This is a genomic window from Methylobacterium sp. D53M (assembly GCF_053345625.1).
In genome coordinates this window covers 265,197-279,099 of record NZ_JBKFAL010000003.1, presented here as the reverse complement: position 1 = coordinate 279,099, position 13,903 = coordinate 265,197, and the positions used below count along the sequence as shown (strand labels likewise).

General features: G+C 72.6%; 13 protein-coding genes. 8 read left to right on the top strand and 5 right to left on the bottom strand.

Annotation, left to right across the window (positions count from 1 at the left end; all coding sequences use genetic code 11):
- Window positions 1–18: 18 nt before the first annotated feature.
- On the bottom strand, window positions 19–468 hold the full coding sequence (locus ACLBYG_RS08755) for a hypothetical protein (protein WP_026604787.1): 450 nt from the start codon (window positions 466–468) through the stop codon (window positions 19–21).
- A gap of 249 nt (window positions 469–717) precedes the next feature.
- Between ACLBYG_RS08755 and lexA the strand changes: the two genes are divergently transcribed.
- A complete protein-coding gene (gene lexA, locus ACLBYG_RS08750; protein WP_020092270.1) occupies window positions 718–1,446 on the top strand; it encodes a transcriptional repressor LexA in 729 nt (242 codons plus the stop codon).
- Here lexA and ACLBYG_RS08745 read toward each other — a convergent pair.
- A complete protein-coding gene (locus tag ACLBYG_RS08745; RefSeq protein WP_447681223.1) occupies window positions 1,440–3,767 on the bottom strand; it encodes a ComEC/Rec2 family competence protein in 2,328 nt (775 codons plus the stop codon). The genes lexA and ACLBYG_RS08745 overlap by 7 nt on opposite strands.
- A gap of 193 nt (window positions 3,768–3,960) precedes the next feature.
- On the opposite strand from ACLBYG_RS08745, the gene gltX reads away from it, so the two are divergent.
- From gltX to ACLBYG_RS08725, 4 genes are all read left to right on the top strand, one after another.
- Window positions 3,961–5,388, top strand: a complete 1,428-nt coding sequence (gltX, locus tag ACLBYG_RS08740) for a glutamate--tRNA ligase (RefSeq protein WP_447681222.1) — start codon at window positions 3,961–3,963, stop codon at window positions 5,386–5,388.
- 300 nt (window positions 5,389–5,688) lie between these two features.
- Complete coding sequence (gene gltA / locus ACLBYG_RS08735; RefSeq protein ID WP_192708322.1) at window positions 5,689–6,978, top strand: citrate synthase; 1,290 nt, start codon at window positions 5,689–5,691, stop codon at window positions 6,976–6,978.
- 20 nt (window positions 6,979–6,998) lie between these two features.
- The gene (locus ACLBYG_RS08730) at window positions 6,999–7,925 is read left to right on the top strand and encodes a DNA-3-methyladenine glycosylase family protein (RefSeq protein ID WP_447681221.1); all 927 of its coding nucleotides are present in this window, start codon (window positions 6,999–7,001) and stop codon (window positions 7,923–7,925) included.
- A gap of 74 nt (window positions 7,926–7,999) precedes the next feature.
- Window positions 8,000–8,248, top strand: a complete 249-nt coding sequence (locus tag ACLBYG_RS08725) for an amino acid transporter protein (RefSeq protein ID WP_447681220.1) — start codon at window positions 8,000–8,002, stop codon at window positions 8,246–8,248.
- Between the two features lie 218 nt (window positions 8,249–8,466).
- Here ACLBYG_RS08725 and parC read toward each other — a convergent pair whose 3' ends face one another.
- Window positions 8,467–10,713: a DNA topoisomerase IV subunit A gene (gene parC, locus ACLBYG_RS08720; RefSeq protein WP_447681219.1), complete on the bottom strand. Its 2,247-nt coding sequence runs from the start codon at window positions 10,711–10,713 to the stop codon at window positions 8,467–8,469.
- A 175-nt stretch (window positions 10,714–10,888) separates the two neighbouring features.
- Window positions 10,889–11,608 (bottom strand): DNA repair protein RecO, encoded by a 720-nt coding sequence (gene recO, locus ACLBYG_RS08715; RefSeq protein WP_056532586.1) that lies wholly within the window; start codon window positions 11,606–11,608, stop codon window positions 10,889–10,891.
- A gap of 136 nt (window positions 11,609–11,744) precedes the next feature.
- Between recO and ACLBYG_RS08710 the strand changes: the two genes are divergently transcribed.
- Together ACLBYG_RS08710 and ACLBYG_RS08705 are read left to right on the top strand one after the other, a co-directional pair.
- Window positions 11,745–12,158, top strand: a complete 414-nt coding sequence (locus tag ACLBYG_RS08710) for a hypothetical protein (RefSeq protein ID WP_091977226.1) — start codon at window positions 11,745–11,747, stop codon at window positions 12,156–12,158.
- 20 nt (window positions 12,159–12,178) lie between these two features.
- Window positions 12,179–12,874 carry a gamma-glutamylcyclotransferase gene (locus ACLBYG_RS08705; protein WP_100252278.1) on the top strand — a complete coding sequence of 232 codons (696 nt, stop codon included), beginning with the start codon at window positions 12,179–12,181 and terminating at the stop codon, window positions 12,872–12,874.
- Between the two features lie 69 nt (window positions 12,875–12,943).
- On the opposite strand, the gene ACLBYG_RS08700 is transcribed toward ACLBYG_RS08705, so the two are convergent.
- Window positions 12,944–13,087: a hypothetical protein gene (locus tag ACLBYG_RS08700; RefSeq protein WP_020092259.1), complete on the bottom strand. Its 144-nt coding sequence runs from the start codon at window positions 13,085–13,087 to the stop codon at window positions 12,944–12,946.
- A gap of 175 nt (window positions 13,088–13,262) precedes the next feature.
- Here ACLBYG_RS08700 and ACLBYG_RS08695 point away from each other — a divergent pair, with 175 nt between their 5' ends.
- Entirely contained in the window at window positions 13,263–13,886 is a 624-nt protein-coding gene (locus tag ACLBYG_RS08695) for a hypothetical protein (protein WP_447681218.1), read from the top strand.
- The last annotated feature ends 17 nt before the right edge of the window (window positions 13,887–13,903 follow it).

The following is a 13,903-nucleotide window of genomic DNA, read 5'->3' as shown; positions in this document are numbered from 1 at the left end:
GGACGCGCCGCCGGCCGGTCAGCGCACGCCGAGGCCCGGATTGCGGCCCGGCAGGCGGGGGACCACGGTGCCGCGCTTCTCGATCGGCGCGTCGCAGGCGTAGGCGAACTCGGTCTTCAGCGGATCGAACACGGTCTCGCCGGTGATCCGGCAATCCTCGCGCACGGTCTCGTCGAGATAGGCCCGGGCGGCGGTGCGGAAGCGCTTCACCCGGGTGGCGCCCGGCTCCGGATCGATCCGGACCTCGCTCAGGTTGCAGCCGGTATACTCGCGCAGGGCGTTGGACACGATCAGCATCCGGCGCAGCTGCCGGTTGTCGTAGACCTCGTAGGGCTCCTTGCAGCCGATCGTGACGACCTGGGGAGTGAGCGCCACGTAGTTCCGCGAGATGTAGGAGAAGCCGGTGGTGCAGCCGGCGAGGCCGAGGGCGGCGAGGCCGAGGGGCAGCAGAGCTGCGGGTCGTCGCATCCTCGTCATTCCAAGAGGGTCCCAGCCCGCGCCCCGGATCCGCCGCCTTCCCGGCGGGGCGCCGCGATGCATTGAAACGGCTCCGCTTGCGCCGTCAATGCGTTTCTCGACCTTCTCCCGCGGGCGCGCCGCGGAGCGCCGGGCCGAGCGGTGCCGCTCTTGCGGAACACTTGCGGAACGTTTAACCTGTTCGTGATTTGTTTCGGAGACCGTCACGTGGCGGTCCGCCAAGCCGCGAGTCCCCCGTCGATGCTCACGCGCAAGCAGCTGGACCTCCTGCGATTCATCCAGAGCCGGATGCAGGAATGCGGTGTCCCGCCGTCGTTCGACGAGATGAAGGATGCCCTCGATCTCAAGTCGAAATCCGGCATCCACCGGCTGATCACGGCGCTCGAGGAGCGCGGCTTCCTCCGGCGCCTCCCGAATCGGGCGCGCGCCATCGAGGTGATCCGGATCCCCGAGAGCCTGACCCAGGCCGCTCCGGCGACTCAGGCCCCCGCCGAGCCGCGCCGCTTCACGCCGAGCGTGGTCGAGGGCGGTAAGTCCAAGCAGCCGCCGGCCCCGGCGAGCACGCGGATGATCGACGAGTCCGGCCGCGCCATCTCGATCCCGGTCATGGGCCGGATCGCGGCCGGTACGCCCGTCTCGGCGATCCAGAACCAGAGCCACGCCATCACCCTGTCGCCGGACTTCGTGGCCGGCGGCGAGCACTACGCCCTCGAGGTGCGCGGCGACTCGATGGTCGAGGCGGGCATCCTGGACGGCGACCTCGTGGTCATCCGCAAGCAGGAGACGGCCAATACCGGCGACATCATCGTGGCGCTGATCGACGACGAGGAGGCGACGCTCAAGCGCCTGCGCCGCCGCGGCTCGTCGATCGCCCTCGAGGCCGCCAACCCGGCCTACGAGACCCGCGTGCTCGGGCCCGACCGGGTCCGGATCCAGGGCCGCCTCGTGAGCCTCGTCCGCCGCTACTGAAGCGGCTCGGCCGGCGCGTCGTCGGGGGCGAGGTCTCCGCCCGGCGCGGCGTCGGCCTCCGGCGTCGCGGCGACCCCGTCCTCCGCGGGGCGGTCGCCCGGCTCCGCGGTGACCGGCCGCGGCGGTCCCGGCCCGCGCCCGGCGGCCGGCCGCCAGGGCACGGCGCGGCCGTCGTCCCGGGCGTAGCGCGCGGCGAAGCCGTCGCCGTCGGTCCGGAGGGCCACGGCCCCGCGGGCGGCGAGGACGCGCCGGTCGATCACCAGCGGCCCCGTGCAGGTGGGCGGCGCCGCGAGGCCCGTGATCAGCACCGCGGCGCGGGCGCAATCCTCCGGGAAGGCCCGCCGGTCCCGGACCAGGGCGACCGCCCGCCCGTCCGGCAGCCGGGCGGTGCAGCCGAGCCGGTCGCAGCGCCCGCTGCCCGACCGGACGATCAGCGCCGCGGGCCGCCGCCCGTCGCCGTCCGCCTTCAGCCACTGCTCGAGGACGAAGCCCGAGGGTCTGCCGAGGGCCGCAAGCCGCCCGTCCGGGCCCCGCACCGCGGCCCCCGCGCCCTGCCGGTCGACGTAGAGGTCGTAGTGGTCGGGCCGGGCCGCGAGGACGAGCCCGAGCAGGACCGGCGGCACGGCGAGCCAGCGCAGGCGCGAGGCCGGCAGCGTCCCCAGCAGCAGGCCGGCGGTCAGCAGGGCGAGCGCCCCGGCGCCGAAGGCCGGCAGCACCAGGACCGCCCGTTCGAACCCGGCGATCCAGTCCGAGATCGCCAGCATCCCGGCCACCGCCTGCCCCATCAGCCACCAGACCGGCCGGTCGAGGGCGAAGGGATAGGCGAGGCAGCCGATCACCGCGGCGGGCATCACCGCCAGGGAGACGAGCGGCAGGGTCAGGGCGTTGCCGACGAGGCCGAAGGGCTGGACCGTCTGGAAGTGGTAGGTGGCGAAGGGGGCCGTCGCGACCTGCGCCACCAGGGTCGTGGCCAGGGTCCCGGTGATCGCCGACAGGCCGGTCCCGACGAGCCGCCCGATCCGCCCGGCCCCCGGGCGCACGAGCAGCCGCCCGTCGATCAGCCGCGCGCAGGCGATCAGCCCGGCCACGGCGCCGAAGGACATCTGGAAGCTCGGGCCGAGCAGGCCCTCCGGCTCCCGGGCGAGCGCGATCAGCGCCGCGAGGGCGAGGTTGCGCATCGACAGGGCCGGCCGGTCCACCAGGATCGCGCCCAGCATGATCAGGGTCATGATCAGCGAGCGCTCGGCCGCGATGTCCCAGCCCGAGAAGGCGCAGTAGGCGGTGACGCCGACCATGGCGAAGCCGGCCGCGATCTTCTTGATCGGCCAGAGGAGCGCGCAGAGCGGCACCGCGGCGAGGAGCGCCCGCACCAGCCAGAACACCACGCCGGCGGCCAGCACCATGTGGAGGCCCGAGATCGACACCACGTGGTAGATGCCGGCGGCGCGGAGCGCGTCGTTGGTGGCCGGCCCGATGAGGCCGCGCTTGCCCGTCACCAGGGCCGCCGCCACCGCGCCCGCCTGGCCGCCGGCGGCCTCTGCGATCCGGCGCGTGAGCCCGTTGCGCGCCGCGTCGAGCGCAGCGGCGAGCCGCAGGCCCAGCGGCGGCGGCCCGGACGGTTCCCGGACGGTGACGGTGCCGATCAGCGAGCCCACCGCGCCGATCCCCTGGAAATAGGCGTCCCGGGCGAAGTCGTAGCCGCCGGGCCGGGCCGCCTCCGGGGGCGGCAGCAGCCGGGCCGTGGCGGCGACGCCGTCCCCGGGACGCGGAATCGGCGTCTTCCGGAACGAGACCCGGACCCGGGCGGGCCGCGCCTCCGGCGCGAGGCCGGCGAAGCTCTCCACCCGGATCACCAGCCGGGCGCCGACCTCGCGCTCGTCCAGGGCCTCGACCGTTCCGACGAGCGGGCCGATCGTGGTGCGGGTGAGGATCGGTGCGGCGACCTGCGAGACCCGCCAGGTCGCCGCCGCGAAGCCGAGGAACGCGGCCGCCACCGCGAGCGCCGCCGCCAGGGCCGCCGGCCGCGCGCCGAGGACGGGGACCGGCGCCAGCGCGAGGCCGGCCGCGATCAGGGGGGCGGCGAGGCTCGGCGCGCCGTCGGCCGCCGCGAAGTAGACCAGGATCCCGCCGCCGAAGGCCACCGCCAGCCAGGGGAACAGCCGGCGCTGCTCGGCCTCGCGGGCGAGGCCGGCGACGACCCAGTCGCGGAGCGCCGGGAGGGCGGCCAGGAGGGCGGCCAAGAGGGCGGCGGGAAGGGCTCGGGCGCGCGGGCCGATCAGCGCGACCGCGCCGTCCGCCCGCCTCGCGCCGATCCGCCGCATCGCCGCCGCCCCGCTCCGCGCGACCTGTCGTCGGGGCCGGGCGATTCTGCGGGCGATTCTTAACGCATCCGCCGGCCCGTGCTACAGCGGGTTCTTCGTGCTACGGGCGCCCTGTCGAGCCCCTCGCCGCTCCGCCGCCCCTTCGCCGTCCGTCGCGCCCCGTCCGCGACCAGCCCCGGAACATACCGGACCGATGTCCTCAGCCGTCGTCACGCGCTTCGCCCCCTCGCCCACGGGTTACCTGCATATCGGCGGGGCCCGCACGGCCTTGTTCAACTGGCTCTACGCCCGCCACACCGGCGGCAAGATGCTGCTGCGCATCGAGGACACCGACCGCGAGCGCTCCACCAAGGGGGCGATCGACGCGATCCTCGACGGCCTCTCCTGGCTCGGCCTCGACTGGGACGGCGACGTGGTCTTCCAGTTCGCCCGCGCCGAGCGCCATCGCGCGGTCGCCGAGGAGCTGCTGGCCGCGGGCCGCGCCTATCACTGCTACGCCACCGCCGAGGAGCTCACGCAGATGCGCGAGACCGCCCGCGCGGAGGGGCGCGCCCCGCGCTACGACGGCCGCTGGCGCGACCGCGACCCGTCCGAGGCCCCCGCCGGGGTCAAGCCGGTGATCCGCCTGCGCGCCCCGACCGAGGGCGAGACCGTGGTCGAGGACGCCGTCCAGGGCCGCGTGACCTGGGCCAACAAGGACCTCGACGATCTCGTCCTGCTGCGCTCGGACGGGACGCCGACCTACATGCTCGCCGTCGTGGTCGACGACCACGACATGGGCGTCACGCAGATCATCCGCGGCGACGACCACCTCACCAACGCGGCGCGCCAGAGCCAGATCTTCTCGGCCCTCGGCTGGGACATCCCGAGGATGGCGCATATCCCGCTGATCCACGGGGCGGACGGGGCCAAGCTCTCGAAGCGCCACGGCGCGCTCGGCGTCGAGGCCTACCGCGATCTCGGCTACCTGCCGGCGGCCCTGCGCAACTACCTCGTGCGGCTCGGCTGGAGCCACGGCGACCAGGAGGTCTTCTCCACCGACGAGATGGTCGCGGCCTTCGACCTCGGCGCGGTCGGACGCTCCGCGGCGCGGTTCGACTTCGCCAAGCTCGCCAACCTCAACGGCCTCTACATCCGCACCAGCGCCGATTCCGACCTCGTCGCGGCGATCGAGACCATCCTGCCCAACGTCGGGCCGGAGCGAGGCCTGTCGGCGCCGCTGCGGCCCGATCTCAAGGACAAGCTCGTCCAGGCCATGCCGGGCCTGAAGGAGCGGGCCAAGACGCTGATCGAGCTCCTCGACAGCGCCTACTACCTCTACGCCCAGCGGCCCCTGGCGCTCGACGACAAGGCCCGCGCCCTGCTCTCCGACGAGGGGCGCGGCCGCCTCGCCGGGGTGCGGCCGGTGCTCGAGGCGCTGCCCGACTGGAGCGCGACCTCCACCGAGGGCGCGGTGCGGCAGTACGCGGAATCGGCCGGCTGCAAGCTCGGGCAGGTGGCCCAACCCCTGCGCGCGGCGCTCACCGGCCGCACCACCTCCCCACCCCTGTTCGACGTGATGGCGGTGCTCGGCCGGGAGGAAACCCTGGCGCGCCTCGGAGATCAGGCGCCGCAGGGCTGAGGCCGGGCTGAGGGCAGGGACGAGGCGGGGACGAGGCGACGCTGGGACCGCCGCGCGCGGACCGGGAGCGGAGAGGGAACTGCCGGCCCCGACCCGGATTGCGTTGGGTGGAAATCGGTTGGCGGAATTCGCTTGGCGACGGGGGCGGGTTGTCACCGACCCCGTTGCTGCTGCACTGCCGTTTGGGTAACCCATGGCTGTGAGCACCCGCAGCATAATGCGTGTGCTCAGGCCCCCGGGACCGACTCGGGCAGCCCGAGGCCGGCATCCGCCACGTCGCCAGAGAAGGGTCCACGATCCATGAGCGCACCCAGCACCATCACCGTGGACGGCAAGTCGATCGAACTGCCGGTGAAAACCGGCACGATCGGGCCGGACGTGATCGATATCGGCAAGCTCTACGCCCAGACCGGCGCCTTCACCTTCGACCCGGGCTTCACCTCGACGGCCTCGTGTGAGTCGAAGATCACCTACATCGACGGTGACGAGGGCGTGCTGCTCTATCGCGGCTACCCGATCGAGCAGCTCGCCGAGAAGGGCGACTTCCTCGAGACCTGCTACCTGATGTTGTTCGGCGCCCTGCCGACCGCCGCCCAGCGGGCCGATTTCGAGTACCGGGTCACGCGCCACACCATGGTGCACGACCAGATGAACCGGTTCTTCACCGGCTTCCGCCGCGACGCGCACCCGATGGCCGTCATGGTCGCTTCGGTGGGCGCCCTCTCGGCCTTCTACCACGATTCCACCGACATCACGGACGAGAGCCAGCGGCTGATCGCGTCGATCCGCATGATCGCCAAGATGCCGACGCTCGCCGCGATGGCCTACAAGTACTCGATCGGCCAGCCCTTCGTGTATCCGAAGAACGACCTCGACTACACGTCGAACTTCCTGCGCATGTGCTACGCGGTGCCGTGCGAGGAGTACGAGGTGAACCCGGTCTTCGCCCGGGCGCTCGACAAGATCTTCATCCTGCACGCCGACCACGAGCAGAACGCCTCGACCTCGACGGTGCGGCTCGCGGGCTCGTCCGGCGCCAACCCCTTCGCCTGCATCGCGGCCGGCATCGCCTGCCTGTGGGGCCCGGCCCATGGCGGCGCCAACGAGGCGGCGCTCAAGATGCTGATGGAGATCGGCACGCCGGAGAACGTCGGCAAGTACGTCGCCAAGGCCAAGGACAAGAACGACCCGTTCCGCCTGATGGGCTTCGGCCACCGGGTCTACAAGAACTACGATCCGCGCGCCCGGATCATGCAGAGCACCACCCACCAGGTGCTGAAGGAGCTCGGCAAGACCGACGATCCGCTGCTGCACGTCGCCATGGAGCTGGAGCAGATCGCCCTCAAGGACGAGTACTTCATCGAGAAGAAGCTCTACCCGAACATCGATTTCTACTCGGGCATCACCCTCAAGGCGATGGGCTTCCCCACCGACATGTTCACGGTGCTGTTCGCGGTGGCCCGCACGGTCGGCTGGATCGCCCAGTGGGCCGAGATGATCGAGGACCCGTCGCAGAAGATCGGCCGTCCGCGCCAGCTCTACGTGGGCCCGGCCCAGCGCGACTACGTGGCGGTGGACCAGCGCGGCTGAGGCGGGACCTGTCCCAGACGGTGATCAGCGGGGCGGCCGAGAGGCCGCCCTTCGCGTTTGAGGGGGCGATCGAACTCCGCCTGCCCTATCGGCCGCCCTACGACTGGGTGGCGATCCGCGCCTTCCTGGCCAAGCGGGCGATCCTGGGCGTCGAGGCGACGGACCCGGCGGCGGCCTACGCGCGCACGATCAGCGTCGCGGGTCGGCACGGGGTCCTGACCGTGGCGCCCGGCGGGGGCTGCCTGCAGGTCGTACTCCGCGGCGTCGAGGCCAGGCAGGCCGAAGCGGTCGCCGCGCGCCTGCGCCGCCTGTTCGACTGCGACGCGGATCCAGTCGCCATCGCGGCCTGCCTCGCCGGGGATCCGATCCTGGCGCCGCTCGTGGCCGCGCGGTCCGGGCTTCGGCTGCCCGGCGCCTGGGACCCGTTCGAGACCGGATGCCGGGCGATCCTCGGCCAGCAGGTCTCGGTGGCCGCCGCGATCGGGCTCGCGGGTAAGCTGGTCGCGGCCTTCGGGACGCCGCTCGCCGAGCCTGTCGGCGGCTTGACCCACATCTTTCCGGCACCGGAAAATCTCGTCGAGGCGGATGTCGCGCTGGCCCTGAACATGCCGCGCGCCCGTGGTGCGGCGATCCGGGCGTTGGCGGCGGCGGCGCTCGCCGATCCGGAGCTGTTCGCCCCGGCCGCGTCGCTGGAGGACGCGGTTCAGCGCTTCACGGCAATCCGCGGGATCGGACCGTGGACCGCGCAGTACATCGCCATGCGGGCGCTCAAGCTGCCCGACGCCCTGCCGGTGGGCGATGTCGGCCTTCTGCGGGCGCTGGAGGATGGCTCCGGGCGGCCGAGCCCGGCGGCGCTCCTGGCACGGGCCGAGGCGTGGCGGCCGTATCGGGCCTACGCGGCCCAGCACCTCTGGGCGGCGGACGAGGCGGCTGTGAAGGGGCGGTGAAGCGAGGGGCGTCGTTCGTTCCCCGCATCGCCAGGGTGGGCTAACGCAGGTGCCGGTCGGGGGGCTCGGATTCGATGTCGGACGGGGACGAGGACGCGCGCGAGAAGCTCGTCGCGAACGAGCGCATCAAGTTCACGTCGACCTACGCCAATGGTCTCGCCGTCGCGATCTTCGCTGTGGGTGGTTTCGCGCCGTTCATCTCGACTGCGCTATCGGATAGCCCTCACTTCGCGCCCGTACTCGTCGCGATGGCGATTTGCTGGATCATGAGTGGCGTCATACATTGGGTTGTGAGGCACGCCTTGCGGAACCTTCGCCCATGACGACAGCCCAGTTTCTCCTTTTGCTCGCTGTCCCGATCGGTGGGGGCGTGCTGGCCCTGGGTGCGCTCTGGTTAGACCAGCGTTCGCACCGACACAGGACTCATCGCACCCGCTCTTGATCCCGAGGCGCCGGAGCATTTCAAATGCGTGCTTCGAGGCCCGCTGACGCGGGCACCTCAGGATGAGGGCGCGGGTTGGAGGCCCGTCACCCCCCTGCCTCATCGTCCGAACCGCTCGAACTTCGGGAAACTCCGCGCCATCATCAGCCCGACCTCGGCGCGGTGGCCGAGCCACTTCTCCAGCACCGACGCGTTGGCGAGCCGGCCCTCGGCCGAGCCGTCCTGCCAGGGCAGGCCGTCGGCGAGCTTGAACACGTGCGCGTCGAGCAGCGTCCCGCTGCGGCAGCGCTGCAGCCGGACCCCCTTGCCGCGGGCGAGCTCCGCCACCTCGGAGACCGGGAAGACCAGCAGCAGCTTCTCGGTGTTCACCACCGCCACGTGATCGCCGTCGGCCGGCACCAGCACGGCGGCCGTGGCGTCGCCGTCGAGGCCGAGCACGCTCTTGCCCTTGCGGGTGTTGGCCACGAGCACGTCGGCGGGCGCCACGAAGCCGCGCCCGTCCGAGCCGGCGATCAGCAGCTTGGTCTCCGGCCGGTACGGCAGCGCCGCCACGATCTCGGTGCCGTCGTCGAGGTCGGCCATCAGCCGGACCGGGTCGCCGAAGCCGCGGCCACCCGGCAGCTTCGAGGCCTCGAGCGTGAACACCTTGCCGTTGGTGGCGAGCAGCAGGATCTTCTGGGTCGTCTCGGTCGGGAAGGCGATCTTCAGGGTGTCGTCGCCCTTGAACGCGACGCCCGAGAGTTCGGCGACGTGGCCCTTGAGCGCCCGGATCCAGCCCTTGGTCGAGACGATCACGGTGATCGGCTCGCGCTCGACCAGGGCCGCCGTGAAGTCGATGCCGCCGACATCCGGCGGGCTCGCCAGCGTCGTGCGGCGCTTGCCGAGCTTGGTCTCGGGCCCGAAGGTCTTCTTCACCGCGCGGATCTGCGCCTGGATCGCCTTCCACTGCGCCGGCTCGGAGGCGAGCAGGGCGTCGATCTCGGCCTTCTCGGCGGTCAGCGCCTCGAACTCGCGCTTCAGCTCTATCTCCTCCAGCTTGCGCAGGGAGCGCAGGCGGGTGTCGAGGATCGCGTTGGCCTGGAGCTCGGTCAGCTCGAACCGGGCCATGAGGGCGGCCTTCGGCTCGTCCTCCTCGCGGATGATGCGGATCACCTCGTCGAGGTCGAGGTAGACGATGAGCAGGCCGCCCAGGATCTCGAGGCGCCGGTCGATCTGGCCGAGGCGGTAGCGCGAGCGGCGCTGCAGGACCACGCGGCGGTGGTCGACCCACTCGCGCAGGCACTCGGCGAGGCCGATCACCTTCGGCACGAGGCCGCCGACCAGGACGTTGAGGTTGAGCGGGATGCGGGTCTCGAGTTCCGTGAGCCGGAACAGCGATTCCATCAGGATCACCGGGTCGACCGTGCGCGAGCGCGGCTCCAGCACCACGCGCACGTCCTCGGCCGACTCGTCGCGCACGTCGGCGAGCAGCGGCAGCTTCTTCTCCTGCAGTAGCTCGGCCATCTTCTCGATGAGCCGGCCCTTCGGGATGCCGTAGGGGATCTCGGTGACGACGATGTTCCAGGTGCCGCGGCCGAGATCCTCCTTGGCCCAGCGGGCGCGGACCCGGAAGGCGCCGCGGCCGGTCCGGTAGGCCTCGGCGATCGACTCGGCCGAGTCGACGAGGATGCCGCCGGTCGGGAAGTCCGGGCCCTGGACGAACTTGGCGAGCTGCCCCGAGGTCGCCTCGGGATGGTTGATCAGGTAGAGCGCCGCGTCGCACAGCTCGGCGGCGTTGTGCGGCGGGATCGAGGTCGCCATGCCGACCGCGATGCCCTGGCTGCCGTTGGCGAGCAGGTTCGGGAAGGCCGCCGGCAGGACGATCGGCTCCTCCTTCTCGCCGTTGTAGGACGGGCGGAAGTCGACCGTGTCCTCGTCGATCCCGTCGAGCAGGAGGCGCGCGACCTCGGTGAGCCGCGCCTCGGTGTAGCGGTAGGCCGCGGGACCGTCGCCGTCGATGTTGCCGAAGTTGCCCTGGCCGTCGACCAGCGGGTAGCGCTGGGCGAAATCCTGGGAGAGCCGGACGAGCGCGTCGTAGATCGCCTGGTCGCCGTGGGGGTGGAAATCGCCCATCACGTCGCCGACGATCTTGGCGCACTTCTTGTGCGCAGTGGTCGGGTCGAGGCGCAGCAGCCGCATCCCGTACAGGATGCGCCGATGCACGGGCTTCAACCCGTCGCGGGCATCCGGAAGGGCCCGGTGCATGATCGTGGAGAGCGCGTAGGCGAGGTAGCGCTCCTCCAGCGCGGATTTCAGCTCGACGCTCTCGATCCCGTCGCCGGACGGCGGCTCGAAGGGCTGGCCCATGACGGCTCCTCACTACAACGTCTTCACCGCGCGCCGTCATTCCGGGGCCGCGCAGCGGGGCCCGGAATCCAGAGCCGCCGACGTCCCGCGCGTGCGCGCGGACGGTGGTTCTGGATTCCGGGCGCGCCTTCGGCACCCGGAACGACGACGGGGTATCAAGAACAGAACAAGAACATTACCCGGCCTCGCGGCCGAGCGCAACGAATCGCGCCCGCTCCTCGGGTGGCCCGAGGCCGCGGGGGCCCCAGACGTGCCGGTCGAGGAAGTACCCCGTCAAGGTAAACCCTTGGGCAACGCCGTCGGGACCCGGGGAACCGCCCGCGTGCAGGAAGGTCGGGAGCGCCAGCAGGCGGTCCCGGTAGGGCTCGCCCGCCGAGGCGCTGACCGCCCGGCCGCTCTTCGGCGACACGTAGGCCAGGGCGTCGTTGCCGCCGGTGGCCGCGCAGGCGGTGAGGTCGAGGCCGAAGCCGAGTTCCGACAGGATCGCCAGCTCGAACCGCACCATCAGGGGCGGGGCGATGGCGGGGTCGTCGAGGTGCTCGACCAGGATCCCCGCCGCCGCGTAGAGCGCCGGATGCGGGTCGCGCTCGGGGAGGAGCCGCAGCAGCGCGGCCATGTGGTTCATGCCGTAGAGGGCGAGGCTCGATCCGATCAGCCGCGAGACCTGTGACTCGAGGGGCTCGACCGCGTAGGCGCCGAGACCCTCGTCGAGGCGCGCCCGCCACGTCACGCGGACCCGGTTCCCGGCCTGCAGCACGGGCTGCATCCGGCGCGAGCGCCCACCGTGCACGAGGCCGAGATGGCGCCCGTGGGCCTCGGTCATGGCCTCGAGGATGACGCCGGTCTCCCCGTGCCGGCGCAGGCCGAGCACCAGGGCGTCATCGGTCCACTGCATCGAACGTCGCGTCTTCGTGTGAGAGATCGGGTGAGAGGCGCGCTTCGCGCCTGTCTCTCATATAGGGGGCCGCGGCCGCCGGCGCTGCCCCGCGCGGTCCCAGCCTCGGGCAACCTTGGCCGGGTAGCGATGACCGATGCCGCTCCGCGCCGCCCTCGCCGCCCTGCTGGTCCTCCTCGCCGCCGGCGCGCAGGCCGCGCCGCGCGCACCGAAGCCCGCCGCCGAGCCCGCCGCCGAGGCCGACCCCTCCCCGGCCCTCCTCCGGCGGATCGCCGCCCTGGCGCTGAGGCAGGTCGATTTCGGCGCGGTCTCGCTGCTGCCGGTGCGGTTCGCGGGCAGCCGGATCGCCGGGCCGATCGCCGAGGGGGGCGGGGTGATCTACTGCGTGTCGGGCCGGATGTACGGCCGGACCTTCGGCAAGCCCGAGCGCCCGAGGGTGGCGCTGCGCTACGACAACGACCGGCTCACGGTGCTCGACGACGACGAGGTCTGCACCGGACACCGCACCCGGCCCTTTCCCGAACTCGACGCGCTGGGCAACAAGCCGTGAGGCCCGGGCGTTGAGGGCCCATGCCCGCCGCGTCCGTCCGCACCCTCGACCTCAGCCTCGACCTGATCGCCCGCGCCCATTCCGTCCCGATCCCCGACGACCCGAGCGCGCTCGAGGTTCTGTCGGACGCCGAGTTGCGCCCGGGGCTCGACGCGATCGTCGCCGGGCGCGAGGGCAGCGACCTCTGGGTCTTCGCCTACGGCTCGCTGATGTGGAACCCGGAATTCCCGGTGGCCGAGCGCCGGATCGGGACGGTGCGCGGCTTCCACCGCCGCTTCTGCCTGCTCCAGCGGCGGTTCCGCGGCACGCCGGAACGGCCGGGCTTCGTCCTGGCGCTGGACCGCGGCGGCCTGTGCCGGGGCGTGGCCTTCCGCCTGCCCGGCATGGAGATCCGCGAGGCGCTGATGCCGGTCTGGCGCCGCGAGATGCGCGGCCGCGGCTACGTCGCCCGCTGGCTGCCGGTCGCCACCGAGGCCGGGACCGTCCCGGCCCTGACCTTCCTGGCGAACCGCGCCAGCGACCGCTACGCCGGACGCCTCTCGGATTCCGAGATCGCCGAGAAGATCGCCGCGGCCTGCGGCCACAAAGGGCCGAGCGCCGAGTACCTGTTCCGGACCGTGGAGGCCTGCGAGCGCCTCGGCATCCGCGACCGCCACCTCTGGAGCCTCCAGGCCCTCGTGGCCGCGCGCCTCAGGGCCTGCGCGCCCGGGGCGTGAGACTGTCTCCTGTCGAGCGCGTCGGTGCTGCCGTGCTCGCGAGGACGGTCGCGTCGACCGGGCAGCGGTTCAGATCCAGGCCCGCTTGGTCGCGACCACGAGGCGCCCGCCGCCGTGCTCCGCGTCCGGATTGCGCGGCTCCCGGATGCCGGGGGCGCGACCGGTGGTGACGTAGACGAGGAGGGTGAGGACGAGCAGGATCTTCGTGCGCATGGCGACGCTCAAGGTTGAGCGTCGGTGCATAGGAACGATCGGTTTTTACCGAGTTGCTGCGGTGCACGCGGACGCGCCGGCGGCCGATTCCCTGCGGACGTGGTGAACGGAGGGTTGCGATGCGGCCGCGATCGTCTATGCCGCCGGCCCGTGATGTCCACAGGCGGAGGATGGGATGCGGCTCCGGATCGGCGTGGCCATGGCGGTGGTCGTCATCGCCGCCGTTGCTCTGCTTGCCGGGCCGCTGAGCCGCGGCGACAGCCTGTCCGACATCCTGACCGGCCGGACCCCTCTGCTCGCCGGCAGCGCCCGGGCGCCCGGCGGCAGCGCGGACCTGATCGGCACCGCGACCCTTGCGGCGGACCAGCGGCCGGCGACCCTGCACGTCGCCTGCGATCCGGGCGGCACCGGCCTGTCGGCGGCGCTGACCGTGCCGCGCTTCGCCGAACTGGCGCCGCGCTTCGATTTCGCGGGCCTCGAAGGGTCCGACAGCGAGAAGCCCCTGACCGGCCTCCTGGTCTCCAGCGCCGGCAGCGTGCGCTCCGTGCGCATGCCGGTCCGCGGCGCCGCGACCGGGGCCGATGCGGGCTTCACGCTGACGGTGGCGGGCGCGCGCCGCGGCGATGATCCGCTGCGCGGGGTCGCCCTGGCCCTCGTCCAGCCCGGGACGAAGCTGACCTGGACGCAGGCGAGCCCGCGCGGCGAGGACGCGACCCTGACGGCCACGTTCACGGTGGCGGAGGCCGACGCCGCCGCGCTGAAGGGCGCCCTGAGCGGCTGCCTCGCGGCGCCGTTCTAGGGTCGCGATCGCGGCGG

What these genes read in the sequence shown, in the direction of transcription:
- ACLBYG_RS08755 (WP_026604787.1), bottom strand. Translation starts at nt 468, where the DNA reads ATGCGACGACCCGCAGCTCTGCTGCCCCTCGGCCTCGCCGCCCTCGGC.
- lexA (WP_020092270.1), top strand. Translation starts at nt 718, where the DNA reads ATGCTCACGCGCAAGCAGCTGGACCTCCTGCGATTCATCCAGAGCCGG.
- ACLBYG_RS08745 (WP_447681223.1), bottom strand. Translation starts at nt 3,767, where the DNA reads ATGCGGCGGATCGGCGCGAGGCGGGCGGACGGCGCGGTCGCGCTGATC.
- gltX (WP_447681222.1), top strand. Translation starts at nt 3,961, where the DNA reads ATGTCCTCAGCCGTCGTCACGCGCTTCGCCCCCTCGCCCACGGGTTAC.
- gltA (WP_192708322.1), top strand. Translation starts at nt 5,689, where the DNA reads ATGAGCGCACCCAGCACCATCACCGTGGACGGCAAGTCGATCGAACTG.
- ACLBYG_RS08725 (WP_447681220.1), top strand. Translation starts at nt 8,000, where the DNA reads ATGTCGGACGGGGACGAGGACGCGCGCGAGAAGCTCGTCGCGAACGAG.
- parC (WP_447681219.1), bottom strand. Translation starts at nt 10,713, where the DNA reads ATGGGCCAGCCCTTCGAGCCGCCGTCCGGCGACGGGATCGAGAGCGTC.
- recO (WP_056532586.1), bottom strand. Translation starts at nt 11,608, where the DNA reads ATGCAGTGGACCGATGACGCCCTGGTGCTCGGCCTGCGCCGGCACGGG.
- ACLBYG_RS08710 (WP_091977226.1), top strand. Translation starts at nt 11,745, where the DNA reads ATGCCGCTCCGCGCCGCCCTCGCCGCCCTGCTGGTCCTCCTCGCCGCC.
- ACLBYG_RS08705 (WP_100252278.1), top strand. Translation starts at nt 12,179, where the DNA reads ATGCCCGCCGCGTCCGTCCGCACCCTCGACCTCAGCCTCGACCTGATC.
- ACLBYG_RS08700 (WP_020092259.1), bottom strand. Translation starts at nt 13,087, where the DNA reads ATGCGCACGAAGATCCTGCTCGTCCTCACCCTCCTCGTCTACGTCACC.
- ACLBYG_RS08695 (WP_447681218.1), top strand. Translation starts at nt 13,263, where the DNA reads ATGCGGCTCCGGATCGGCGTGGCCATGGCGGTGGTCGTCATCGCCGCC.